Genomic DNA, 23,537 nt, shown 5'->3' with positions numbered 1-23,537 from the left:
AACGCCCCTTTGCAGGGCCCGCGAGTCAATCACGTTGATAACGTGTCAACGGCGACAGCTGCCTGACCTGGCCAGCGTTCTCGGCTTCATGCACACCCCGGGAGGCGACATAGTTGAGGCCCGGTAATTCCTGGGCGACTCAGAAAACTCTCTATTCTAACGTTTCTTGGCTAACTCTGCGCAAAAACCAGCCAGATTTTCCGCCAGGTCCGGCAGGGCGGCCTGCGCGAGGTCCCAGTCGCGGGCGCTTTGCGTCCAGGCCGGCCAAGTGGCGGGCGCCAGGGCGTCGGCCAGGGCGCGGGCCGTGGCTTCGGGGTTGGCGGGCAGATTCCAGGCGCGGATCAGTGCTGCGGCGGTTTCCGGGGCCGGATAGCGCGCCAGCCAGGCCTCGAGCTTTTCCAGGTGAATGTTTTCTTCCTGGGGGTAGATCTGCCAGACCAGCGGGCGGGCGGCCCAGGCGGCGCGCACGAAGGAATCTTCGCCGCGCACGAAATTCAGGTCGGCGCACCACAGCACGCGGTCGTAGTCGGGCTGGGCGACGAAGGGCAGCCGCGCCACGGCCGGGCCGCCGGGTCGTGCGCTGGCGGCTTCCAGGCCGGGCGCCACGCCCTGGGGCGCCAGCAGCAGGGTGGGAACGGGATCGTCGGCCAGGGCCTGGACCAGGCCGTCCAGCGGGGCGCTGGGGTAGCAAAACAGGGACACCGTACGGGCGCCTGTGCGCCGCTGCGACAGCAGCGCGTCCGACACGCCCAGGCTGCGCAGAAAGGCGTCCTGCGCGCCGGGATCGGCCTGGAAAGCGTTGCGTTCGGCCGACAGGGCGGGCTCGCGCAGCAGGCCGCCGGTGGCGGGCGTGAATCCGGGAAAGAAGAAATGCTTCACCAGGCCGTCGGGCCGCTGCGATGGCAAGCCGTGGCAGCTCTCGACCCAGGCTTCGGCGCTGAGATATTCCAGATTGATCCAGACCGGATGGGTGCGCCGCATGCTGTCCAGGAACCCGGCCGGGGGATCACAGGCAAAGGCCTCGATCACCACGTCGCGGGCCGCCAACGTGGGGTCGGGCGTGTCGGACCAATGCACGATGTCGATGCCCTGGCAGGCCTGGCGTGCCTGGTCGGCGGCAATGCCGGGCTGGATGCGGGCAAAGCTGGCCAGGTCGTCGACCCACAGGCGGACGTCCCAGCCGCAGCCGTGCGCGAGGCGGCGCGCCAGCCGCCAGCAGACGCCGATGTCGCCGTAGTTGTCGACGACCCGGCAGAAGATGTCCGCTTGCATGGCCGTCGATCAGTGGAACTTGGCGGGGGCCGCTTCGGCGTCTTCGGGCAGTTCGGCGTGCACCAGTTCGCCCAGGGGGTTGGGGAAGTAGGGCGCGCCGCAGTCTTCGCAGTATTCCGGCGGCAGCACGCCCGGAATGCGGCGCACGTCGTTCACGCCATATTCCTTGAGCAGGGCCGCGATTTCGTCGACCACGTCGGGCTGGCCTTCGTCGCCGGGCAGGTCTTCTTCGCGGCCGTACAGCGGCCAGACGCAGCCGTAGTAGACGTCGTTGCTGTTGCGCGCCGTGAAGCTGATGCGGTATTCGTCCACGCGGTTTTCACCGCAGCCGGCCACCACCGCGCGCAGTTGCGAGGCTTCGAGGCTGACCGCGCCTTCGAGCCAGCTGATGGCGGCGCGCAGCGACAGCGGCCGGACGCGACGGTCGGCTTCGCGGTTGCTGACGTAGTAGGCGTCGGGCAGCAGCGATTCAAAGCCGCAGCCCGGCAGCAAGGCGGCCAGCGTGGGCTGGGCCTGGGCGGCCCATTGCTCCTGGCAGGCGTCGCGGCTGGCGTCGGCCTCGCCGATCTGTTCCTGCCAGCGGAAGACGGGCGCGAATTCCGGCACCGCCACTGCCGCCACGATGTAGCGCGTGTCGGCCAGCATGTTGGCGGTTTCGGCTTCGGTGTTCAGCGTGGGCTTGGTGGTTTCGGCGCCGAGGGCTTGCGAACCCAGGCGTTGCAGCCACTGCCAGGTTTCGGAGAAGGTGCGCGGCATCTGGTCGACGCTGACCAGCCACGGCATTAGCGCCGTGCGGGCCTGGCTGGACAGCACGTGACCGTGCAGCTGGGCCAGCAGCGCCTGCTGGGCGCTGGCGGACACGGCGCCGGTGGGAATGGCGTAGCGGGTCCAGGCCACGATGGGCGCAACGATCAGCAGCACGTCGTAGCGCACGCCGTTTTTCTCGATCTTCATCGATTCGGACAGGGTTTCGGCCTGTTCGATCAGGACTTCGTAGGCGCCCACGTCGCTTTGGGCGAGATGGTCCAGGGCGGCCTCCAGCGGGGCGTCCTGGCCTGCCTTGAGCAGCTTCGGAATCGCTTCGCCAAGCTGGTTCTCCCAGAACACGTCTTCAACGCGGCTGCCCGAGCGGTTGAGCGACTGGGCAAGGGTGACCAGACGGGTGGCATCGCGGTTCATGCGGGGAGCGGATTGGCTGCGGGATCGGGCCATAACTTCGGGGGCGTCCAGTAAGTGTGTAACGACGTAGTTTAACGCCCGCCACGGTCGCGGGCAGCAGGGGCGCGCGGCAAGGCCGGCAGCCGGCCAGGCGGGCGCGGCGGCAGGACCTTCACCACCGTCGCCGCCTGACCGGTGTGTGCCGAATTGATGCTGTTCGGGCAACAGATTATCCCTTTGGCGGGGGTTTATTGCCGAACGGAATCGGCCGACAATCTTTCCATCGACATGATTTCCTGGAGTCACCGCCATGCGCTGGCCTACGCTTTTCGTTTCCCATGGTTCCCCCATGCTGGCCGTGGAGCCCGGTTTGACCGGCCCCGCGCTGGCCGCCTGGAGCCAAGCCCAGGGCCGCAAACCGCGCGGCATCCTGGTGGTTTCGCCGCACTGGATGGGCCAGGGCCTGGCCCTGTCCACCCGCGACCAGCAGGTGGCCTGGCACGATTTCGGCGGATTTCCGCCCGAGCTCTACACGCTGCAATACGCCGCGCCCGGGTCGCCGGAACTGGCCGCGCGGGTGCAAAGCCTGCTGGCCGAGTCCGGCATCGCCGCCGACCGCGATCCGCGCCGGCCGCTGGATCACGGCGCCTGGGTGCCGCTGCGCTATCTGTATCCCGAGGTCGACGTGCCGGTGGTACAGCTGTCGCTGGACATGGGGCGCGACGCGGCGGCGCAGTTCGAGCTGGGCCGCGCCCTGGCGCCGCTGCGCGACGAAGACATCCTGATCATCGGATCGGGTTCGCTGACGCATAACCTGCGCCACGTGCGCATGCCGCAGGACGCGCCGCCAGTGCCGTATGTGCCGGCATTCCAGGACTGGTACGCGCGCCACCTGGCCACCCACGACGTGCCGGCGCTGCTGGACTGGCAGGCGCAGGCGCCGGGCGCGTCGCAGGCGCATCCGCACGACGACCACCTGATGCCGCTGTACGTGGCGCTGGGGGCGGGCGGTGCACAGGCCACGCGGCTGACCGACGAGATCTCGTACGGCGCGCTGGCGATGGATGCCTACGCGTTCGACTAGGGCGTGGCGTGCGCCCAGCCGCTGAGTGGCGCAGCGGCTCGGCGCCTCTACGCCTTGTTACGCCCCGCAGGTTGGAAACGACTCTGCGACTATGCATAATGGCTGCCGCCCGCGCTCGCGGGCGTTTCCTTGTGTTGGACGCATGCCGGCGCCGCCGGCGGGGAGATAAAGATCGTGAAAGCGCCTATCGTGGCATCCGCATGCCTGGCCATCGCCGCCCTGTGCCTGGGCGCCTTGCAGCCCGCCTGGGCCGAAGACGTGCCGGGGTCGAGCGACCATCCTGCGCTGACGCGTTTCAAGGGCGCCGAGATCCGCGCCTACGAACGCAAGGACTACGACGAAGCCTTCATGCCCAACCAGCCGATCGCCCAGGAATCGGCCGCCAAGGGGTTGCAACTGGAGGGCAAGGTCACGCGCATTTCGTATCGCATCAGCGGCGGCAAGTCGGCGCTTGAGGTGTACCGCAACTACCAGGGCGCGTTGCAGTCGGGCGGCTTCAAGACCGTATTCGAGTGCAAGGGCGACGACCAATGCGGCAGCGACTTCCAGTCGTTCGTCATCAACGGCGGCAAGGTCAGCCCGCCCGGGAAGGGCGATGCCGCGTTCGGCGGCAAGTACTACGTGGCGCTGGCCAAGAAAGAAGCGCCGTCGGGCGACCTGTATGTGTTCCTGGACGTGATGGAAGACAGCGCCAACCAGATCACGCCGGTCTACGTGCAGGTGGTCGAGACCAAACCCATGCAGACCGGGCAGGTCCAGGTGCTGGACATGGCCGCCATGCAGAAGTCGCTGGCCGAATCGGGCCGAGTGGCCGTCTACGGCGTGTACTTCGATACCGACAAGGCCGAGGTCAAGCCGGAATCCAAGGCTGCGCTGGACGAAATGGGCAAGCTGCTCAAGGCCAACCCCAACCTGAAGGTCTACGTGGTGGGCCACACCGACAACCAGGGCACGCTGGCGCGCAACCTGGATCTGTCGCAAAAACGCGCGGACGCCGTGGTCAAGGCGCTGGAGGCTGACTACAAGATTGCCGCCGCGCGCCTGTCGCCGCGCGGCGTGGCCTCGCTGGCGCCGGTGGCGGCCAACGACGCCGAGGCCGGTCGCGCCAAGAATCGCCGCGTCGAGCTGGTCAGCCAGTAGTGCGCCGCATGGCCTGAACCTCGCGCCGGCGGGCGTACACAAGCCATGAAAAAAGCCCCTGGAACCTTGCGGTTCCAGGGGCTTTGTCTTGCCTGCCGGGTGCGTGTGCGGGCGCTTAAGCGGCCAGCAGCTGGCGCAGCACGAAGGGCAGGATGCCGCCGTGCTGGTAGTAGTCGACTTCGATCGGGGTGTCGATGCGCAGCAGCACGGTGACGTCCTGCTTGGAGCCATCCTTGCGGGTGATGGTCAGCGTCACGTCCATCATCGGCTTGATGCCGTTTTCCAGGCCCGAGATGTCGTAGGTCTCTTCGCCGGTGATGCCCAGCGACTGCACGCTGTCGCCGCCCTTGAACTGCAGGGGCAGCACGCCCATGCCGACCAGGTTGCTGCGGTGGATGCGTTCGAAGCTGCGGGTGATCACGGCCTTCACGCCCAGCAACTGCGTGCCCTTGGCCGCCCAGTCGCGCGACGAGCCGGTGCCGTATTCTTCGCCGCCGAACACCACGGTGGGCGTGCCGGCCGCGACGTACTTCATGGCCGCGTCGTAGATCGACATCTGTTCGCCGCTGGGCTGGAACAGCGTTTCGCCGCCTTCGAAGCGGCTGCCGTCGGGCAGCGCGGGAATCATGAGGTTCTTGATGCGCACGTTGGCGAAGGTGCCACGCATCATGATTTCATGGTTGCCGCGGCGCGAGCCGTAGCTGTTGAAATCGGCCTTCATGACGCCGTTTTCCTTGAGCCACTTGCCTGCGGGCGAGGTTTCCTTGATGGAGCCGGCCGGCGAGATGTGGTCGGTGGTAACCGAGTCGCCGAACACGCCCAGCGCGCGGGCGTTCTTGACGGTGGGCATCGCGCCCGGGGTCATGCCGAAGCCATCGAAGAACGGCGGTTCGGCGATGTAGGTGGAATCAGGCCAGTTGTAGGTGTCGCCGTTGACGCCCTTGATGTTTTCCCAGAGTTTGCCCGGGTTGCTCTTGACCTGGCCGTAGTTGGCCTCGAACGCCTTGGGGTCCAGGGCGTACTTGAGCAGCGCTTCGACTTCTTCGGTGGTGGGCCAGATGTCGCCCAGCCAGATGTCGCCGTTCTTGCCACGGCCGACGGGTTCGGTCATCAGGTCGCGCGTGACCGTGCCGGCCAGGGCGTAGGCCACCACCAGCGGAGGCGAGGCCAGGAAGTTGGCCTTGATGTTCGGGTGGATGCGCGCTTCGAAGTTGCGGTTGCCGGACAGCACGGCCGAGCAGATCAGGTCGTTGCTGGTGATGACGTCGTTCAGGTCGGGCGTCAGGTCGCCGGCGTTGCCGATGCAGGTGGTGCAGCCGTAGGCGGCCACGTCGAAGCCCAGCTTTTCCAGGTAGGGCAGCAGGCCCGTCTTGGTCAGGTATTCGGTGACCACGCGCGAGCCAGGGGCCAGCGAGGTCTTGATGTGCTTGGGCACCTTCAGGCCGGCTTCGACGGCCTTCTTGGCCAGTAGGCCGGCGGCCAGCAGCACGCTGGGGTTGGACGTGTTGGTGCACGAGGTGATGGCGGCAATGAGGATATCGCCGTTCTTGACCTTGGTGCCCGTGCTGGTGGTGAAGGTCTGCTGCAGCTTGTCGGCGGGCTGGTTGAAGCCGTTTTCGGCCACCGGCTTGGAGAACAGGTCGATGAACGTGTTCTTGACGTTGCCGATCTCGATGCGGTCTTGCGGGCGCTTGGGGCCGGCCAGCGACGGGGCGACGGTGGACAGGTCCAGCGTCAGCAGCTTGGTGAAGTTGATGTCCTTGGCGGCGGGCACGCCGAACATGTTCTGGGCCTTGAAGTAGGCTTCGAACGCGGCGATTTCGTCTTCGGTGCGGCCGGTGCCGCGGAAGTAGTCGATGGTGCGGCCGTCGACCGGGAAAAAGCCCATGGTGGCGCCGTATTCGGGGGCCATGTTGCCGATGGTGGCGCGTTCGGCCACCGACAGGCTGGCCGTGCCTTCGCCACAGAATTCCACGAACTTGCCGACCACTTTTTCACGGCGCAGCATTTCGGTGATGGTCAGGACCAGGTCGGTGGCGGTGACGCCGCCGCGCAGCTTGCCCTTGAGTTCCACGCCGACCACGTCGGGGGTCAGGAAGTACACCGGCTGGCCCAGCATGCCGGCTTCGGCTTCGATGCCGCCCACGCCCCAGCCGACCACGCCGATGCCGTTGATCATGGTGGTGTGGCTGTCGGTGCCGACCAGCGAGTCGGGGTAGTAGACGTTGTTCTTCTTGTCCTGGTGCACGCCGCGCGCCAGGTATTCCAGGTTCACCTGGTGGACGATGCCGAAGCCCGGGGGCACCACGCCGAAGGTGTCAAAGGCCTGCATGCCCCACTTCATGAACTGGTAGCGCTCTTGGTTGCGCTTGAATTCCAGCTTCATGTTCAGGTCCAGCGCATTCTTGGTGCCGAAGTAGTCGATCATGACCGAGTGGTCGACGACCAGGTCGACCGGCACCAGGGGCTCGATGCTCTTGGGGCTCTTGCCCATCTTGTCGGCCACCGAGCGCATGGCGGCGATGTCGGCCAGCAGCGGCACACCGGTGAAGTCCTGCAGCACCACCCGGGCGACCACGAAGGGAATTTCGTCTTCGCGCTTGGCGTTGGCCTGCCAGGCGGCCAATTGGCGCACGTGTTCTTCCGTGACCTTCTTGCCGTCGCAGTTGCGCAGCACCGATTCCAGCACGATGCGAATGGAGACCGGCAGACGCTGCACATCGATGCCCAGGGACTTGCCCAGCGCCGGCAGCGAATAGTACTGACAGGACTTGTTGCCGATCTTGAAATTCTTGAGTGTGTCTAGGGTGTTGTGCGGCATGATGGACTCCGTGGTTTCGCCCGCGTAAAGCCGGCATTTTCAGGCGTTTCGACGCGTTTGTCATTGTAGGCGACAGCGGCGCGGTCTGGCTTGTGTCTTATATCTTATATAAGACTTGAAGGGCACGTCAAAGTTCCTTGGCGGCGTCTGGTCCTGGCCATGCCCGGCAATCCGGGGTCCGGCCTGGGGCGCCCAAGGATCTGGCGCCTGCCCAGGGCTGCATGCCCAAAGCGCTACTTTGGAGCAGGCGCGCCATCCCTGCAAGTCCCCCTTTTTTTAACAAAGAAGTCCTACAAGTGCATGGCGGGGCGGGGTCAGGCCAGGAAATCGCGCAGCAGGGGTTCCAGTTCTGTTTTCAGGAAGTCCACCAGGGCGCGCTGGGCCGTGGACGGGTAGGGGGTGGGCGAGGTCAGGATATAGAGCTTGTCGCCCGGCCCTTCGGCCTGGTAGGCCTGCAGGACCGGGGCCAGCCGTCCGGCCCGCAGGTCGGGCTGCACGATGTAGGCCGGCAGCAGTGCCACCCCGGCGCCGTCGCGGGCGGCCTGGGCCAGGAAGGGGAAGTATTCGGATTGCAGGCGGGGCGCCAGCTTGGTGTCATAGACCTGGCCCTTGCGGTGCAGCCGCAGCGTCACCTGGGGCTTGGGGCCGGGCGGGGCCAGGAAGTCCAGCCGGCCCAGGTCGCGCGGGTGCGCGGGGGCGCCCAGCCGCGCCAGGTAGTCGGGCGCCGCGCACAGGTGCCACTTGATGCGGCCCAGTTCGCGTGCCACGTAATCTTGGGGTGGGGTCGAGATGACCCGCAGCGCCACGTCGATTTCGGACGAAATGAGGTCGCTCACCCGGTTCGAAAACAGCACCCGCAGGCTTAGACTGGGATGGTCCAGCGCAAAGCGCACCAGCAGCGGGCGCAAGGCTTCCAGTTCGCCCAGGCCGGTAGGCAGGCTCAGGCGTACGTGGCCGGTGGGCTCGGTGCCCAGCTTCTGCAGGGCGTGGCGGGCCGATTCGACCTCGCGCGCCATGCGGGCGCCGTGTTCGTACAGCACCGTGCCTTCGTGGGTCAATTCCAGTCGGCGGGTGGTGCGCCGGATCAACTGGGCGCCAAAGGCGCGTTCCAGCTTCTGCAGGTTGCGGCTCACGTGCGAACGCGTCACGCCCTGGCGCAGCGCGGCTTCACTCAGCGTGCCGGCTTCCACGATGGTCACGAACAGCTGGATCAGGTTCAGGTCCAGGGCGGGCAGGGCGGCCATGGCTTGCCTCATTGTTGCCTGTCAGGAAACATAGTTTAGTCATATCAAGGCATTGTCGCGGAACAAGGCCATTGATATTCTCAAATCAAACACAAGGAGACACCCCATGCGGCAAACCATGTTCCGCGCCGACCTGTACCAGGGCCAGCGCATCCTCGTCACCGGCGGCGGCACCGGGCTGGGCTACGCCATGGCCCGGCAGTTGGCGGCGCTGGGCGCCACGGTGCATCTCTGCGGCCGCCGCCTGGCGGTGCTGGAGCAGGCGGCCGAGGCGCTGCGGCGCGATTTCGGCGGCCAGGCCCATGCCCATGCGGTGGATATCCGCGACGCCAGCGCGGTGGACGCCATGGTGGCCGGCATCTGGGCCGACCACGGCGGGCTGGATGCCCTGGTCAACAATGCCGCCGGCAACTTCATCAGCCCCACCGAAAAGCTGTCCGAGCGCGGCTTCAACGCCATCGCCGATACGGTCTTTCGCGGCACGTTCTACATGACGCAGGCCGTGGGCAAGCGCTGGATCGCCACGGGCGCCTCGGGGGCGGTGGTGTCCATCGTGGTCACCTGGGTCTGGACCGGCTCGCCTTTCGTGGTGCCGTCGGCCATGTCCAAGGCCGGCATCGACGCCATGACCAAATCGCTGGCGGTGGAATGGGGGCGTCGCGGCATCCGCCTGAACGCCATTGCGCCTGGCGTCATTCCCACCGAGGGCGCGTCGGCCCGGCTGCGGCCCAACGACACCGGCACCGACGCCCTGGTCAAGCAGAACCCCATGCAGCGCCTGGGCCAGGACCAGGACATCGGCGAACTCGCCGCCTTCCTGCTGGCGCCGGGCAACGACTGGATCAATGGCCAGACCATCGCGTTGGACGGCGGCGACTACCTGGCCAACGGCGCGTACTTCAAGCAGTACTTCGAATGGACCGACGACGACTGGGCCGCGGCCCGCGCCGCCATCGAGGCGCGCAATGCCGAAGACAAGGCGCAGCGTTCGGCGGGCCGGGCATGAGGGCGTCGGATCATCGCGCCACGGCGCCCACCGCATCCTTGGGCGCCGGGCAGATCATCGTCGGCGATTGCGTGCTGGACCGCGCCACGCTGGCGCTGCGCGGCGAACAGGTCGCGGCCGGGCTGGCGGCGAGGGGCGTGGGCGAAGGCGACGTGGTGGCGGTGCTGCTGCGCAACGGCATGCCCTACCTGGAAATCATCCAGGCCTGCAAGCGCCTGGGCTGCTATTACTGCCCCATCAACTGGCACTACACGCCTTCCGAGGTGGCCTTTCTGGTGACCGACAGCGGCGCCCGGCTGCTGATCGCCGAAGCCGACCTGTGGCCGGCGGTGCAGGGCGCGTTGCCCGCTGACCTGCCCGCCCTGCGGGTGGGGGCGGCGGGCGCTGCCGACGACTACGCCGGCTGGCGCGACGCGCATGCGCCCTACGACGGCCCCGTGGTGGCCCCGCGTGGCCACATGGCCTATACGTCGGGCACCACCGGGCGCCCCAAGGGCGTCGTGCGCGAACCGTTTCCGCTGGATCAACTGCCGCAGCGCCTGGCGGCCGTCGAAGCCGTGGTCGAACAGGCCTACGGTTTGCGCGCCGGTTGCCGGGCGCTGCTGCCCGCGCCCATCTACCACAGCGCGCCCAGCGTTTTCGCGCAGGTGGCGCTGCGGGTCTGCGACACCCTGGTGGTGACGCCGCGCTTCGATCCCGTCGACGTGCTGCGTCTGATCGAACGGCACCGCATCGACACGATCTACCTGGTGCCCATCATGTATGTGCGCCTCTTGAAACTGGACCCGGCAGTGCGCGCGTCGTTCGACCTGTCGTCGCTGCGCTTCGTGGCATCCACCGGCGCGCCGTGCGCACCGGCGCTCAAGCGCGCCATGATCGATTGGCTGGGGCCCGTCATCCATGAAACCTACGCGTCCAGCGAGGCCGGCATGGTGACCGCCATCGGCTCGCAAGAGGCCCTGGCGCGGCCCGGCAGCGCCGGCCGGCCCATCGGCGGCGCGCAGGTGCGCATCGTCGGCGACGACGGCGCCGCGTGCGCCCCGGGGCAGGTCGGCCGCATTTTCGTGCGCCAGCCGGCCTATGCCGATTTCACCTACCGCAACCACCCCGAGGCCCGCCGCCGCGTCGAACTCGACGGGCTGATCGGCCTGGGCGACCTGGGCTACGTGGACGAAGACGGCTATCTGTTCGTGTGCGACCGGGAATCCGACCTGGTCATTTCGGGCGGCGTGAACATCTACCCCGCCGAAATCGAACACCACCTGATGCAGTACCCGGGCGTGGCCGATTGCGCGGTGTTCGGCGTGCCCGACGACGAGTTCGGCGAACGCCTGCTGGCGCTGGTGCAGCCTGCGGCCGATGCCCACGTGCGGCCCGAAGACGCATTGCAGTGGCTGGCGGGGCGCATCGCGCGGTTCAAGGTGCCGCGCGAACTGCGCCTGCAGGCGGCCTTGCCGCGCGACGACAACGGCAAGATCGCCAAGCGCCGCCTGCGCGACACATTCTGGGCCGGCCAGGAAAGGAAGGTGTAGCGCGCGGCCCATGCATCACCACAAGCGCAAGCCCATATTGCGCATCGAACAATGACACTGGGGAGACAACCATGTCGAGGATGATTCACGCGTTCGGCCGCTGCGCGGCTGCCTTGTTGCTGTGCGCCGCCGGCACGTCGACCGCGTTGGCGGCGTTTCCGGACCACCCGGTCAAGCTGGTGGTGCCGTATACGCCGGGCGGGTCGGCCGACCAGTTGGCGCGGGTGCTGGCCGAAAGGCTCTCGCAGGAACTGGCGCAGCCTGTGGTGGTGGAAAACAAGCCGGGCGCCAACACCATGATCGCCGCCACCCAGGTGGCGCGGGCCCAACCCGACGGCTACACCGTGTTCCTGGCCAGCAACGCCAGCATGGTGCTCAACCCCATGCTCTACCAAAAGATCTCGTACGACGCCGCGCGCGATTTCCGGGTGCTGTCGGTGGTGGCGGAATTGCCGCTGGTGGTGGTGGCCAACAACGACGTGCCGGCCGCCACGCTGGCGCAATTCGTCGACTACGCGCGCGCCCGGCCGGGCAAGCTGAACTATGCATCGGTCGGCATCGGCAACCCCTTGCAACTGGCCACGGAATTGTTGAAGTCGCGCACCGGCATCGACGCCGCGCACATTCCGTACAACGGCAGCGCGCCTGCGCTCAGTTCCCTGATGAGCAACGACACGCAGTTGATGGTCGACGTCATCAGCACGTCGCTGCCGCTGGTGCGCGACAAGAAGATCAAGGCGCTGGCGGTGACCACCAGCGAACGCCTGCCCGTGCTGCCGGACGTGCCCACGGTGGCCGAAAGCGGCTTTCCGGGGTTTCGCGCGGCCACGTGGTTCGGCCTGGCCGTGCCCAAGGCCACGCCGACGGCCGAAGCCGCCCGCCTGCAAGAGGCCGTGGCGGCGGTGATGCGACAGCCCGACTTTCGCGACCGTTTCCAGGTGCAGGGGCTGGTGATCCAGGCGCCGCGCGGCCAGGCCGAGATCGATGCCTACGTGGCCGAAGACCGCGAGCGCTGGGGCGCCGTGATCCAGGCCAACCACATCAAGCTGGATTGACGGCGGGTCCGCGTGGCGCTGCGTCAGGCCAACAGCGCCGGCAGTTCCGCCACCGCGAATTCCAGGAAGCGCCGCAGCGCCAGCGGCGCCCCGCGGCGGGCAGGCATGACCGCGTAGATGCGGGCCGGCGCCGTCTGCCAGGCGGGCAGGATCTGCACCAGGTCGCCCTTGGCCAGCGCCCCGGTGCACAGGTAATGCGGCAAGAGCGCCACGCCCAGGCCGGCGCGCGCCATTTCGCGCAGCGCCGCCAGGTTGCTGCTCAGGCAGCGCGGCAGGTATTCGACCGATTCGGCTTCGCCAGCCGGGCCGACGAAGTGCCAGCTTTGCGGGCTGTCTTGCGTGGCGTGGGCGAGCAAGGGCAAGGTGTTCAGGTCGCGCGGGTGCCGCGGCGCGGCCAGGGCCACGCCGGGGGCGCATACCAGGATCAACGGCACCGGCGCCAGTTCGCGCGCGACCAGCCGCGAATCCGTCAGCGACGCGCCCTGGGCCCGAAAGGCCAGGTCGTAGCCTTCGCCCACCAGGTCGATGATCTGGTCACGGGTATCGAGCAGCACCCGCACGCCCGGATGCTTCAGGCAAAAGCGCGCCACCAGGTCCCCCACCAGGGTCACCGCCAACGCCGACGGTGCGGTCATGCGCAGCAGGCCGCTGGGCGTGTCGCCCATCGAGGCGGCCAGGTCGAAGGCGCTGCGGGCCTCGCGCGCCATGGCCAGGGCATGCACGTAGATCTGTTCGCCCATGGGGGTGAGCGATACCCGGCGGGTGTTGCGCTGAAGCAGCCGCATGCCCAGGCGCGCCTCCAGTTCGGCCACGCGCCGGCTCAGTTTCGAGCGCTGCATGTTCAGCACGCGGGCCGCGGCGGAAAAGCCGCCTTTCTCCACCACCTCGCTGAAAAGCAGAAGATCGTCGAGGTGATGGATGTAGGTGTTCATGGGGGTTTACGCGAAGGATTGTCCTGCTTAACAGGACAATTATTCCTGAAATCCGACTCTACTGTGCGCAGGGCAGAACCCATAAGCTTGGCGCCAGGTAATAAAACCAGGCAGCACATCCTTGACCCTCCGTCTCAGCCCTCCCGTCACCCCCTCGTTTGAACCTGTGGGCGACGCCTGTTCCATCCGCCAATTCCGCTACACCGATTTCCCGCAGGGCATGTCGCCCCTGGTGCTGGTGGACCACTTCGTCATGACCGGCCCGACATTCGCGCCGCATCCCCATGCCGGCATGTCGGCGGTGACCCTGCTGCTGGAAGACACGCGCGGCGCCATGCGCAGCCGCGACAGCGTGCACAACGACCACGAAATCCGTGCCGGCGACCTGCACTGGACGTTGGCGGGCCGCGGCATCGTGCACACGCAGCAGCCGGTGGGCGAGGCTCGCCTGAACGGCCTGCAGATGTTCGTGAACCTGCCCGAAAAGCTGAAATCGCTGGCGCCGGACACCTCGCTGCTGCGCGCCTGGGAAATGCCGGTGATCCAGAACGACGCGGGCCGGGTGCGCGTGGCCTCGGGCAGCTACGGCGGTTGGGACGCGCCGCTGGCCACTCCCGAGCCCTTGCTGGTGCTGGACGGCTGGCTGCGGCCGGGCGCCTCGCGCCTGGTGCCGCTGCCGGCGGGCTGGAATGCCTGGCTGTATGCGGTGCAGGGCGAACTGGGCGTGCGCGCGCGGCACCAGACCACGCCTGTCGCGCCGGGTGCGCCCACGCCGCCTGCGTCGAGCGGTTCGCGGGCGTTGCCCGCCACGGGCAGCAAGCGGCCGGCGGCGGCCATCAAGAGCGTGGTCGACCCCGACTTCGCCATCCTGCCCGCGGGGGCGGCCTTGGCCGCCTCGGCGGACAGCGACGGCATGCTGTTGCTGATCGCGGGCAGCGCGCCGGCGCACTTCGTGCTGGTGGCGGGCCGGGACATCAACGAGCCGGTGATACAGCGCGGCCCCTTCGTGATGTCGAATTCGCGTGCGCTGTCGCAGGCGATGGCCGCCTACGAAGCGGGGGAATTCGGCCAGCTTCGCCAAGAGGCAAGCGTACGGGGCTGAGCGCGGGCGGGTCTGACAAGTTACTGAATAGAAAGCGGAAATCCGGTCTGCGGCCGTTGTGCGGCTGCAACAATTGGTGATTTCTATATAAGGGACGCAATGAGAATGATTCCTTTTTATCTAGAATCTAGCTCGCACTTGCGATTCCCTGCTTCTTGCGAAGCGCCCGCCTATTGATATCCCCATATGAAACTACGAACTCTTGCGTGCGTGGTTGCGGCCTTGCCGTACACCGTCGCCCATGCCCAATCCGCCGCGCCCGCCGCCGACGCCAACAGCCCGGTCGTGTCGATGGAAGCGATCAAGGTGGAGGCCAGCGCCGACGCCTCGGCCGGCGGCCTGGCCCAGCCTTATGCGGGCGGGCAGGTGGCGCGCGGCGGCCGGATCGGCGTGCTGGGCACGCAAGACATCATGAGCACCCCGTTCAGCGTCACCAGCTATACCAATGAGCTGATCCAGGACAAGCAGGCGCGCAGCGTCGGCGACGTGCTGCAGAACGACGCGGGCGTGCGCGTGGCACGCGGCTTCGGCAACTTCCAGGAATCGTATTTCATCCGCGGCTTCATCCTGAGTTCGGACGACGTGGCCTACAACGGCCTGTACAGCCTGCTGCCGCGCCAGTACATCGCCACCGAACTGTTCGAACGCGTGGAAGTGCTGCGCGGCGCGACCGCCTTCCTGACGGGCGCGGCGCCCAACGGCGGCGGCATTGGCGGCGTGATCAACCTGGTGCCCAAGCGCGCGCCGAACGATCCGCTGACCCGCATCACCACCGGCGTGTCCAGCGGCGGCCAGTTCCAGGTGTCCACCGACATCGCGCGCCGTTTCGGCCCGGACGACAGCACCGGCATCCGCATCAATGCGGCCCAGCGCAGCGGCGACACGGCCATCGACGACGAACATTCCCGCACCAGCCTGGTGTCGCTGGGCCTGGATTGGCGTTCGGCCGATACGCGCCTGTCGGCCGACATCGGCTTTCAGGAAAACAAGCTCAAGCGCGCGCGGCCGAACATCAGCGTGGTGGGCCTGAAGGACCATGTGCCGGCGCCGCCCGATGCCAGCTCGAACTATGCGCAGCCCTGGTCGTATTCCAATGAACGCGACTGGTTCGGCACGGTGCGGGCCGAGCACGATTTCAGCGACAAGCTGACCGGCTGGGCGGCTTTTGGCATGCGCCGCAGCGACGAAGCGAATTCGCTGGGCAACGTCACGTTGACCAACGCGTCCACGGGCGCGGGCAATTTCTACCGCTTTGACAACACCCGCAAGGACAGCGTCAATACGGGTGAAGTCGGGCTGCGCGCCAAGGTGCGCACCGGCCCGGTGGGGCATGAATTCGTGGTGTCGGCGTCTTTCTTCGACCTGAAGAAAAAGAACGCCTACATCATGGACTACGCCAATACGTTCCCGACCAATATCTACGACCCGCAGTCGTATTCGCAGCCTGCGTTCAGCGCGGGCGCGCTGCGCGGCAACGATATCGATGATCCGGCGCTGCAAGGCCGCACGCGCACCAGCAGCTACGCGTTTGGCGACACCCTGTCGTTCCTGGACGACAAGGTGCTGCTGACCCTGGGCATCCGCCATCAGCGCCTGTCCTCGCGCAGCTATGCCTACAACACCGGCAAGGAAAACGGCGCCTACGATCAGAGCCGCAATTCGCCGGCCGCGGGCCTCGTGTTCAAGGTAGCGCCCAGCGTGTCGCTGTATGCCAATTACATCGAGGCGCTGGTGGCTGGCGATACAGCGCCCAGCGTCGCCAACGGCAAGCCCGTGCCCAACCAGGGCGAAAGCCTGGCGCCGTACGTTTCCAAGCAGAAGGAAATCGGCGTCAAGTACGACGGCGACGGCCTGGGCGCGGGCCTGGCGCTGTTCTCGACCGACAAGCCGCGCGCTTCCTACGATGCGTCGAACAAGTTCACGGCCTCCGGCAAAGACCGCCACCAGGGCGTGGAGCTGACCGTGTTCGGCGAACCGATCAAGACCGTGCGCGTGCTGGGCGGCCTGACCTTCCTGGATGCCAAGCAGCGTTCCACCGGCAACACGGCCATCGACGGCAACCGCGTGATCGGCGTGCCGCGCTTCCAGGCCAACCTGGGCGCAGAGTGGGACATTCCCGGCGTGCAGGGCCTGGCCGTGGACGGCCGCGTGGTGTACACCGGCGCGTCCTATGCGGATGATGCCAACACGCTCAAGGTGCCCGGCTGGACGCGTTTCGACGCCGGCCTGCGCTACATGATGGACGTGGACGGCCATGTGGTGACGCTGCGCGCCCGGGTCGACAACATCGCCAACCGCAATTACTGGTCGTCGGTGGGCGGCTACCCCGGCAACGGCTACCTGGTGCTGGGCGGCCCGCGCACGTTCTCGCTGAGCGCCAGCATGGACTTCTGATCGGTCCTGGTCTGCACCGGATCGCCGGTCTGCCTGAGGCGGACCGGCAAGACAGAAAAGCCCTGGTGGTTCAATGAACCAGCAGGGCTTTTCCGTTCTACGTCATCAACCAGCCACCTGCCACATCCAGCACCTGCCCGGTCACGAAGCGCGCCTGGTCGGATGCGAAAAAGAGGCAGGCATCGGCCACTTCTTCCGGCGTGCCCAGGCGGCGCAGGGCGGTGACGTCGGCCACGGCGTCATTGATTTCCTTGGGCACGCTCTTGAGCAGCGGCGTGCTGATGCGCCCCGGGGCCAGGCCGTTGACGGTGACGTCGTATTCGCCCAGTTCCGCGGCCCAGTGGCGCGTCAGGCCCAGCAGCGCCGCCTTGGTGGCGGCATAGTGCGCGGCGACGATGTCGCAGTAAGCCTTGCCGGCCACCGACGACATGTTGATGACGCGCCCCTGGCGCTGCTTGACCATGTGCGGCGCGGCCAGGTGCGTCATGTAGAAGACGCTGTTCAGGTTGACCGCCACCACCTTGTCCCATTCGCCGGGCGTCATTTCCCAGACCTTCAGCGCGCGGCCGTCGGTCTTGGGCGAGATGCCCACGTTGTTGACCAGGATGGTGGCCGGCCCCAGCTCGCGGGTGATGCGGTCATACGCCGCCTGGCATTGCTCGAAATGGGCGACGTCGGCCGGCACGAAGGCCACCGCGTGGCCGCGTTGCTTGAGCGCTTGTTCGTAGGCCTGGCCGGTCTGGGCATTGAAGTCGATCAGCCCGACCTTCGCGCCTTCGGCCAGAAAGCCTTCGACGATGGCCGAGCCGATGCCGCCCACGGCGCCGGTGACGATGACGACCTGATCGGTGAAGCGCGCGCTCATGCCTGCACCTGCAGCATGATCTTGCCGATGTGTGCGCTGCTTTCCATCAGAGCGTGGGCCTCGTTGGCGCGCGCCAGCGGGAACACGGCGTGGATGCGCGGCAGGCACTGGCCTTGTTCCATCAGCGGCAGCACCTTGTCGGCCAGCGACTGGGCAATGGCGCCCTTGTCCTCGTCGGACCTTGGACGCAGGGTGGACCCGGTGAACGACAGCCGCTTGGTCATGATGGGCAGGGCGTCGATCTCGGCCTTGCTGCCTTCCAGGAAGGCGATCTGCACCAGGCGGCCATTCACGGCCAGCAGGCGGATGTTCTTGTTGATGTAGCGGCCGCCCACCATATCCAGGATGACGTCGACGCCGGCACCCTGCGTGGCTTCACGAACGTCGGCTTCGAAGTCGGTATTGCGGTAGTTCAGGGCGTGGTGCGCGCCGGCCGCCAGGCAGGCCTGGGCTTTTTCAGCGTTGCCGACGGTGGTCCAGACCTCGGCGCCAAAGGCGCGTGCCAGCTGGATGGCCGTGAGACCGATGCCGCTGGAGCCGCCGTGCACCAGGAATTTCTCGCCGGCCGCAAGGCGGGCGCGATCGAACACGTTGGTCCAGACCGTGAAATAGTTTTCGGGAATGGCGGCGGCCGCCAGCAGGTCCAGGCCGCGCGGCACCGGCAGGCAGTGGCGTTCGTCGGCCAGGCAGTATTGGGCGTAGCCGCCGCCGGGCGTCAGCGCGCAGACCTTGTCGCCTACCTTCCAGCGCGTGGCCTGGGGGCCCACGGCGATGATGGTGCCCGACACTTCCAGGCCCAGGTAGGGCGACGCGCCGGGCGGGGGCGGGTACGAGCCGGAGCGTTGCAGCACGTCGGGGCGGTTGACCCCGGCGTAGGCGACTTCGATCAGCACCTGGCGGCCGGTGGGCGATTCCATGTCGCGTTCGGCCGGGCGCAGGCAGTCGGGCGGGCCGCCCTTGCCGTGGTCGATGAATGTGCAGCGTAAAGACATAAAGGACAGGTCCTTGAAGAATCAGTGGCCCAGGTAGGCCTTCTTGACGTGGGGGTCGGCCAGCAGCTCGGCGCCGGTGCCGGTGCGCACGATGGCGCCGTTTTCCAGCACGTAGCCGCGGTCGGCCAGGCGCAGGGTGCGGAATACGTTCTGCTCGACCAGCAGCACGGTCACGCCGTGCGCGGTGACGTCGCGGATGATGTCGAACATCTGCTGCACCAGCAGCGGCGACAGGCCCAGCGAGGGCTCGTCGAACACCAGCAGCTTGGGGTCGGCCATCATGCCGCGCGCAATGGCCACCATCTGCTGCTCGCCGCCCGACAGCGAGCCGGCATACTGGCCCAGGCGTTCGCGCACGCGCGGAAAGATCTGCAGCACTTCTTCCAGCTTGCGCTGCACGATGGGGCGGGCGGCGCGTTTGTACGAGCCCATCAGCAGGTTGTCTTTCACGGTGAAGTGCGGAAACAGCTGGCGGCCTTCGGGAATCATGGTGATGCCCGCGTCGACGATGTCGAAGGGCGGGCGGTTGGTCAGGTCCTGGCCTTCGAATTCCACGCGGCCCGTGGTGGCGCCGATGACGCCGCACAGGGTCTTGAGCGTGGTGGTCTTGCCGGCGCCGTTGGCGCCGATCAGCGTGACGATCTCGCCGGCACGCACCTCGAAGTTCAGGCCGTTGAGCACCTGGCTCTTGCCGTAGCCCGACGAAAGATCCGAAACCTTAAGCATCCTGGTACTCCTTGCCCAAATAGGCCTCGATGACGGCGGGGTTCTCGACCACGTCCCTGGGCGCCCCGCTGACCAGCACCGCGCCTTCGTTCAGCACGATGATGCGGTCAGACAGCGCCATGGTGGCCTGCATCATGTGTTCGATCAGCAGCACCGACACGCCCGAGTCGCGGATGCGGCGGATCATCTGGATGGACTTCTCGATGTCGGTGGGATTCAGGCCCGCCATCACTTCGTCCAGCAGCAGGATGCGCGGCCGGATGGCCAGGGCGCGGGCGATCTCCAGCCGCTTCATGCCGCCCACCGTCAGGCTGCGGGCTTCGGTGTTCAGGTACTTGAGCAGGTCGGTTTCCTCGGCCACCTTCAGGGCGATCTGTTCGGCCTCCTCGCGGTCAGCGGTGCGGATGAAGGCGCCCAGCATGATGTTTTCCAGCACCGTCAGGCCCGTGAACGGCTTGGCGATCTGGAAGGTGCGCCCCAGGCCCTGGTGCGCGAACTCGTCCGGCGTGCTGCAGGCGACCCAGTTGCCCTGCGCATCGCGCATCGACACCGCGCCCTTGTCCGGCGACAGAAAGCCGGACAGCAGGTTGAACACCGTGGTCTTGCCGGCGCCGTTGGGGCCGATCATGCCCAGGATCTCGTGCTGGTTCAGCGTCAGCGACACGTCGTTGGTGGCGCGCAGACCGCCGAAGCTCTTGAACAGCTTGTCGGCCTTGAGCACGGGCTGGTCATTGCGCACGGCATCGTGCAGCCGGGCCGGCTCGTTCAGCTTGCGTTTGGCCCGCGGCGTGCCCAGGTAGGGCAGCCGCGCCAGCGCGCGTTCGATGGCCGGGCCGAAGGCGCCGGCCAGGCCGCGCGGAATGGTCAGCACCACCGCCACCAGGATCAGGCCGTAGATCAGCCCGTGCATGCCGTTGCCCACGCTGGACAGCCAGCCGCGCGCCAGTTCAGCAATCGGCAGCACCAGGAAGGTGCCGGCGATGGGGCCGGCCACCGTGCCCAGGCCGCCGATCAGGGCGAACATGGCGACCTGGATCGACAATTCCAGCGAGAACGCGGAGCTGGGGTCGACGAAGGTCAGGTAGGTGATGTGGAAGGTGCCGATCACGCTGGTCAGCATGGCCGAGACCACCGCGGCGATGATCTTCACGCGCACGGTGGGAATGCCCACCGCCAGCGCCGCATCTTCGCGTTCGCGGATGGCGATCAGGTAGTGGCCGATGCGCGATTTGCGGATGTACCACGACACCCAGGTCACCACCAGGAACAGGCCGAACGCGATGATCACGTAGTTGATCTTTTCGCGGAACACGATCCAGGCCCAGCCGATGTTCAGCGGCAGGCTGATGCCGCTGGAGCCGCCGGTCCAGCTTTCTTCGTGGATGACCAGCAGCCGCACCACTTCCAGGATGGCGATGGTGGCCAGCGCGAAGAATGGCCCGCGCAGCCGCAGCGTGGGGTAGCTGATCAGGATGGCCACGGCCGCGGAAATGGCCGCGCCCGCCAGCATGCCGAACCAGGGCGAGATGCCGAAGTTCTGCGTCAGCAGCGTGGCGGTGTAGCCGCCGATGCCGTAGAACACCGCGTGACCCAGCGACAGTTGGCCGGCGTAGCCGCCGACGATGTTCCAGGCCACCGACAGGGCGGAAAAGACGAACAGCAGGACGAACAGGTTGGTCCAGAAGGGCGTGCCCAGGACGACGGGCACGATGAACATGACGATCAGCAGGATAAGGCTGACGTAGGCTTTGGGGCTTCGAAAGTCGGGAAACACGTCTCGCTCCTTGTGGCTCTGATCACTCTGTGCCGACGCCGAACAGGCCGGTCGGTCGCAGGACAAGGATCAAGAGGAAGATCCCGAAATAGACGACCTCTTTCAGGTCGGGGGCGATGTAGTAGCCGGCCAGCGTATCGACGATGCCGATGATCATGGACCCGGCCACCGCGCCGTACAGGCTGCCCAGGCCGCCCAGCACCACGATCACGAAGGCGGTCAGCACGAAGTAGGTGCCCACCGTCGGGAACACGGGGTACTGCGGCGCCAGCAGGCCGGCCGCGATACCGACGAAGGCGGTGCCCAGGCCGAAGGCAATGGCATATACGTTGTTGACGTTCACGCCCATCAACGTGGCGGCGTAGCGGTGCTGCGCCACCGCGCGCAGCGCGCGGCCCAGGTAGGTGCGGTGCATGAACAGGTGCAGCAGCACGGCCAGGCTGATGCCCACCACGAAGGTGATGAGCTGGCCCGTCACCATGGAATAGGCGCCCACGTCGATGGCGTTGGTGCCCAGCTCGACCGGCGCACGGTAGACATTGGCGCCGAAGATCACCAGGGCCAGGTTCAGCAGGATGGTGGACACGCCCACCGTGGCAAAGATCTGGATGTGCTGGTCGGCGTTAAGCAGCGGCTGGATGATGCCCTTCTGCGTCAGCGCGCCCAGCGCGAACAGGATGACCGCCACCGGCACCAGGCCGATGTACGGATGCACGCCGAACTGCGCGGCGATCAGATAGACCAGGTACATGCCGATCATCAGGAATTCGCCGTGGGCGAAGTTCACGACGCGCACGACGCCGAAGATCAGCGTCAGCCCCAGGCTGATGATGGTGTATGCGCCGCCCAGCAACAGGCCGTTGATGACCAGTTGAATGAAGATATCCATGGTGCAACCTCTTGGAAAGGGGAGCGCCCCGGCCCGGCGGCCGCGCCGGCCGGGCCGGGGCCTGCTGGCCCCGGTGTTACGCCAGGCGCCCCCGAGCGCCTGGTTGCTGGCAAGTTGTCGTGCTTGTTATTTCTTGAAGACAGGCTTGCCCAGCGCGAGGTTGCTCGGGGCGATGGTGACCAGCTTGCCGTCCTGCCACTGCATCACGTAGAACGTGGATGCATTGTTCTGGCCGTCTTCGCCGAAGTCGAAGGCCCAGCCGTTGGCGGTCTGGCCGGCGGGCTTCTTGTAGGCCAGCACGGCGGCGCGGATCTTGTCCTTGTCGGTGGACTTGGCCGCGGCGATGGCTTCGAAGAAGGCCTTGGCGCCGACGTAGTTGGTCAGGCTGTGGCCGGATTGCGGATCGCTCTTGTAGGTGGACTTGTAGGCTTCCAGGAACTTGTCCAGGCCGGGCGCGCCGGCCGGGTTGATGGACGATTGCGGGAAGTCCAGGTCGAACACGCCGTTCATGTCGGCGCCCACGGCCTTGGCGGTGTCGGCCAGCGAATAGCCACCGCCCGCGCCGATCACGACCTTGGGCTTGAAGCCCGCGGCGCGCGCCTGGCTGAAGAACAGGATGGCGTCGTTCTGGTAGGCGGTCTGCAGCACGACGTCGACCTTGGCGCCCTTCAGGCGCAGGATCAGCGACGACAGGTCGACCGTCTTGGCGGAGTAGGGCAGCACTTCGGCCACGGTGTAGCCCAGTTCCTGGGCACGCTTTTTCTCGGTGGCGGCCACGTCGGTGCCGTAAGGCCCGTCTTCGTGGATGATGCCGATCTTGATGTCCTTGGGGTTCAGGCCCATGCCGGGCGCGATGGTCTCGTGCAGCGCGTTCACCACCGACACGCCGTACAGCGCGGTGTTGGGGTTGCTGCGGAACAGGTACTTGTAGCCGCGCGTGGTGATCTTGTGGGCGGTGGCGCCCAGTTCGAAGTAGGGCACGCCGGCCAGTTCGGTGACGGGCGAGGCGGCATACGAGACGCCCGAGGCGTAGCTGCCGAACACGCCGACCACGTTGGACGAGATCAGGCGCTTGGTCTCGGACACGGCCTGGGTGGGGTCGACGGCGTCGGCCTTGATGATCTGGATTTTCTCGCCGTTGATCCCGCCGGCGGCATTGATTTCATTGACGGCCAGTTCCAGGCCGCGATAGCTCTCCTGGCCCAGCAGCGCCAGGGCGCCGCTGAACGGGAAGAGGGCGCCTACTTTCATGTCGGCCGCTGCGGTGCCGCTGACCACGACGCCGCACAGGCCCAGCGCGATGGCGAATTTATTGAACTTGAACACTGTCTACGCTCCTTTGTTGGTATGGGATGCGGACTGTCTGCTGCTGCGTCCGTCTTTTTAAATATATGATATATGTGCCGGCGGGGGGTGGGAACCTCGTCCTGGATTCTAGTGCCGGACTTGCAAGGCTGAATCGGGGATTTCCCTCAAGCCGCATGAATAAAGCGTTTGCGGGCAATTGGCTCCTATGGGGAGGCGTAAATTCCACCCTTCGGACGAGGCTTA

Annotated in this window: 18 protein-coding genes; 7 read left to right on the top strand and 11 right to left on the bottom strand. The window is 66.8% G+C overall.

The features are described 5' to 3' along the window. Positions 1 to 156: 156 nt before the first annotated feature. Positions 157 to 1,272, bottom strand: a complete 1,116-nt coding sequence (gene earP, locus HV798_RS19420; RefSeq protein ID WP_175193087.1) for an elongation factor P maturation arginine rhamnosyltransferase EarP — start codon at positions 1,270 to 1,272, stop codon at positions 157 to 159. A gap of 9 nt (positions 1,273 to 1,281) precedes the next feature. Continuing rightward, positions 1,282 to 2,484, bottom strand: coding sequence for a DUF2863 family protein (locus HV798_RS19415; RefSeq protein WP_175193088.1), 1,203 nt, complete (start codon positions 2,482 to 2,484; stop codon positions 1,282 to 1,284). A gap of 256 nt (positions 2,485 to 2,740) precedes the next feature. On the opposite strand from HV798_RS19415, the gene HV798_RS19410 reads away from it, so the two are divergent. Beyond that, entirely contained in the window at positions 2,741 to 3,514 is a 774-nt protein-coding gene (locus tag HV798_RS19410) for a DODA-type extradiol aromatic ring-opening family dioxygenase (RefSeq protein ID WP_025140535.1), read from the top strand. A gap of 174 nt (positions 3,515 to 3,688) precedes the next feature. Next, on the top strand, positions 3,689 to 4,654 hold the full coding sequence (locus HV798_RS19405; RefSeq protein ID WP_175193089.1) for an OmpA family protein: 966 nt from the start codon (positions 3,689 to 3,691) through the stop codon (positions 4,652 to 4,654). A gap of 115 nt (positions 4,655 to 4,769) precedes the next feature. Here the strand turns inward: HV798_RS19405 and acnA are convergent, their stop codons facing one another. Both acnA and HV798_RS19395 read right to left on the bottom strand, forming a co-directional pair. After that, complete coding sequence (gene acnA / locus HV798_RS19400) at positions 4,770 to 7,475, bottom strand: aconitate hydratase AcnA (protein ID WP_025140537.1); 2,706 nt, start codon at positions 7,473 to 7,475, stop codon at positions 4,770 to 4,772. A 314-nt stretch (positions 7,476 to 7,789) separates the two neighbouring features. Next, positions 7,790 to 8,719: a LysR family transcriptional regulator gene (locus HV798_RS19395; RefSeq protein ID WP_175193090.1), complete on the bottom strand. Its 930-nt coding sequence runs from the start codon at positions 8,717 to 8,719 to the stop codon at positions 7,790 to 7,792. 118 nt (positions 8,720 to 8,837) lie between these two features. Between HV798_RS19395 and HV798_RS19390 the strand changes: the two genes are divergently transcribed. The 3 genes from HV798_RS19390 to HV798_RS19380 all read left to right on the top strand — a co-directional run bounded on the left by HV798_RS19390 (position 8,838) and on the right by HV798_RS19380 (position 12,312). After that, a complete protein-coding gene (locus HV798_RS19390) occupies positions 8,838 to 9,725 on the top strand; it encodes an SDR family oxidoreductase (protein ID WP_025140539.1) in 888 nt (295 codons plus the stop codon). Next, the gene (locus HV798_RS19385) at positions 9,722 to 11,257 is read left to right on the top strand and encodes an AMP-binding protein (RefSeq protein WP_175193091.1); all 1,536 of its coding nucleotides are present in this window, start codon (positions 9,722 to 9,724) and stop codon (positions 11,255 to 11,257) included. Before HV798_RS19390 ends, HV798_RS19385 begins: the two co-directional genes overlap by 4 nt. A gap of 71 nt (positions 11,258 to 11,328) precedes the next feature. Beyond that, a complete protein-coding gene (locus tag HV798_RS19380) occupies positions 11,329 to 12,312 on the top strand; it encodes a Bug family tripartite tricarboxylate transporter substrate binding protein (protein WP_425486156.1) in 984 nt (327 codons plus the stop codon). 23 nt (positions 12,313 to 12,335) lie between these two features. Here the strand turns inward: HV798_RS19380 and HV798_RS19375 are convergent, their stop codons facing one another. Next, positions 12,336 to 13,244, bottom strand: coding sequence for a LysR substrate-binding domain-containing protein (locus HV798_RS19375; protein WP_175193092.1), 909 nt, complete (start codon positions 13,242 to 13,244; stop codon positions 12,336 to 12,338). 121 nt (positions 13,245 to 13,365) lie between these two features. On the opposite strand from HV798_RS19375, the gene HV798_RS19370 reads away from it, so the two are divergent. Together HV798_RS19370 and HV798_RS19365 are read left to right on the top strand one after the other, a co-directional pair. Further along, entirely contained in the window at positions 13,366 to 14,346 is a 981-nt protein-coding gene (locus HV798_RS19370) for a pirin family protein (RefSeq protein WP_175193093.1), read from the top strand. Between the two features lie 186 nt (positions 14,347 to 14,532). Then, positions 14,533 to 16,740, top strand: a complete 2,208-nt coding sequence (locus HV798_RS19365) for a TonB-dependent receptor (RefSeq protein WP_175193094.1) — start codon at positions 14,533 to 14,535, stop codon at positions 16,738 to 16,740. A 97-nt stretch (positions 16,741 to 16,837) separates the two neighbouring features. On the opposite strand, the gene HV798_RS19360 is transcribed toward HV798_RS19365, so the two are convergent. The 6 genes from HV798_RS19360 to HV798_RS19335 form a co-directional block, all read right to left on the bottom strand. Next, positions 16,838 to 17,605 carry an SDR family oxidoreductase gene (locus HV798_RS19360; RefSeq protein ID WP_175193095.1) on the bottom strand — a complete coding sequence of 256 codons (768 nt, stop codon included), beginning with the start codon at positions 17,603 to 17,605 and terminating at the stop codon, positions 16,838 to 16,840. Next, positions 17,602 to 18,597, bottom strand: a complete 996-nt coding sequence (locus HV798_RS19355) for an NAD(P)H-quinone oxidoreductase (RefSeq protein WP_175193096.1) — start codon at positions 18,595 to 18,597, stop codon at positions 17,602 to 17,604. Before HV798_RS19355 ends, HV798_RS19360 begins: the two co-directional genes overlap by 4 nt. Positions 18,598 to 18,618: 21 nt before the next feature. Then, complete coding sequence (locus HV798_RS19350) at positions 18,619 to 19,323, bottom strand: ABC transporter ATP-binding protein (protein ID WP_025140547.1); 705 nt, start codon at positions 19,321 to 19,323, stop codon at positions 18,619 to 18,621. Continuing rightward, positions 19,316 to 21,097 (bottom strand): branched-chain amino acid ABC transporter ATP-binding protein/permease, encoded by a 1,782-nt coding sequence (locus HV798_RS19345; protein ID WP_175193097.1) that lies wholly within the window; start codon positions 21,095 to 21,097, stop codon positions 19,316 to 19,318. Before HV798_RS19345 ends, HV798_RS19350 begins: the two co-directional genes overlap by 8 nt. Positions 21,098 to 21,119: 22 nt before the next feature. Further along, positions 21,120 to 21,986 carry a branched-chain amino acid ABC transporter permease gene (locus HV798_RS19340; RefSeq protein WP_175193098.1) on the bottom strand — a complete coding sequence of 289 codons (867 nt, stop codon included), beginning with the start codon at positions 21,984 to 21,986 and terminating at the stop codon, positions 21,120 to 21,122. A gap of 126 nt (positions 21,987 to 22,112) precedes the next feature. Beyond that, positions 22,113 to 23,312, bottom strand: a complete 1,200-nt coding sequence (locus HV798_RS19335) for an ABC transporter substrate-binding protein (protein WP_175193099.1) — start codon at positions 23,310 to 23,312, stop codon at positions 22,113 to 22,115. Positions 23,313 to 23,537: the final 225 nt, after the last annotated feature.

Source organism: Achromobacter deleyi, from assembly GCF_902859705.1.
In the GTDB taxonomy this organism is placed as follows: domain Bacteria; phylum Pseudomonadota; class Gammaproteobacteria; order Burkholderiales; family Burkholderiaceae_B; genus Achromobacter; species Achromobacter deleyi.
This window is presented reverse-complemented; position numbering and strand designations above follow the sequence as displayed.

What these genes read in the sequence shown, in the direction of transcription:
- earP (WP_175193087.1), bottom strand. Translation starts at nt 1,272, where the DNA reads ATGCAAGCGGACATCTTCTGCCGGGTCGTCGACAACTACGGCGACATC.
- HV798_RS19415 (WP_175193088.1), bottom strand. Translation starts at nt 2,484, where the DNA reads ATGGCCCGATCCCGCAGCCAATCCGCTCCCCGCATGAACCGCGATGCC.
- HV798_RS19410 (WP_025140535.1), top strand. Translation starts at nt 2,741, where the DNA reads ATGCGCTGGCCTACGCTTTTCGTTTCCCATGGTTCCCCCATGCTGGCC.
- acnA (WP_025140537.1), bottom strand. Translation starts at nt 7,475, where the DNA reads ATGCCGCACAACACCCTAGACACACTCAAGAATTTCAAGATCGGCAAC.
- HV798_RS19395 (WP_175193090.1), bottom strand. Translation starts at nt 8,719, where the DNA reads ATGGCCGCCCTGCCCGCCCTGGACCTGAACCTGATCCAGCTGTTCGTG.
- HV798_RS19390 (WP_025140539.1), top strand. Translation starts at nt 8,838, where the DNA reads ATGTTCCGCGCCGACCTGTACCAGGGCCAGCGCATCCTCGTCACCGGC.
- HV798_RS19385 (WP_175193091.1), top strand. Translation starts at nt 9,722, where the DNA reads ATGAGGGCGTCGGATCATCGCGCCACGGCGCCCACCGCATCCTTGGGC.
- HV798_RS19380 (WP_425486156.1), top strand. Translation starts at nt 11,329, where the DNA reads ATGTCGAGGATGATTCACGCGTTCGGCCGCTGCGCGGCTGCCTTGTTG.
- HV798_RS19375 (WP_175193092.1), bottom strand. Translation starts at nt 13,244, where the DNA reads ATGAACACCTACATCCATCACCTCGACGATCTTCTGCTTTTCAGCGAG.
- HV798_RS19365 (WP_175193094.1), top strand. Translation starts at nt 14,533, where the DNA reads ATGAAACTACGAACTCTTGCGTGCGTGGTTGCGGCCTTGCCGTACACC.
- HV798_RS19360 (WP_175193095.1), bottom strand. Translation starts at nt 17,605, where the DNA reads ATGAGCGCGCGCTTCACCGATCAGGTCGTCATCGTCACCGGCGCCGTG.
- HV798_RS19355 (WP_175193096.1), bottom strand. Translation starts at nt 18,597, where the DNA reads ATGTCTTTACGCTGCACATTCATCGACCACGGCAAGGGCGGCCCGCCC.
- HV798_RS19350 (WP_025140547.1), bottom strand. Translation starts at nt 19,323, where the DNA reads ATGCTTAAGGTTTCGGATCTTTCGTCGGGCTACGGCAAGAGCCAGGTG.
- HV798_RS19340 (WP_175193098.1), bottom strand. Translation starts at nt 21,986, where the DNA reads ATGGATATCTTCATTCAACTGGTCATCAACGGCCTGTTGCTGGGCGGC.